This is a genomic window from Candidatus Jidaibacter acanthamoeba (assembly GCF_000815465.1).
Classification (GTDB): domain Bacteria; phylum Pseudomonadota; class Alphaproteobacteria; order Rickettsiales; family Midichloriaceae; genus Jidaibacter; species Jidaibacter acanthamoebae.
The window spans coordinates 1-401 of sequence record NZ_JSWE01000049.1 but is presented as its reverse complement, the minus strand read 5'-3'; the positions used below and the strand labels follow the sequence as shown (position 1 = coordinate 401).

Annotated in this window: 1 protein-coding gene; it reads left to right on the top strand. The window is 32.7% G+C overall.

Features of this window, described 5'->3' with window-relative positions; genetic code table 11:
* A partial coding sequence (locus tag NF27_RS12225; protein ID WP_039454928.1) for a hypothetical protein occupies nt 1-401 on the top strand: 401 nt, incomplete at both ends.

Genomic DNA, 401 nt, shown 5'->3' with positions numbered 1-401 from the left:
ATTAGATAAAAAGACCGTTATAGTAGAGAAAGAGATATCAGAAGAAGGAACTGATATCTGTAATCAAATGATAGAAATATGGAATAAAATATTTTTAAACCAGAAAGATAAAGCAATAATGTCTAATAGCAGGGGACAAAAGCTAATTAGCTTATGGGAAGGAATAGTAGAAAAAGACATGAGTAGGTGGGAAGAGCTATGTATAAAAGTAAACTCAAGTAAGTTTTTAATGGGAGAAAAGAAAGCAGGGTTTAAGGCATATTTTGATTGGGTAATATGTGAGTTGACAGCAATGAAGATATTAGCAGGAGAATACGGGGTAGGGGATCGAGTACCGGATATAGAAAAGGAAAGAGAGAAGATAAGGGAAAAAGAAATTATAAAGTTTAGAGAAGAGAATA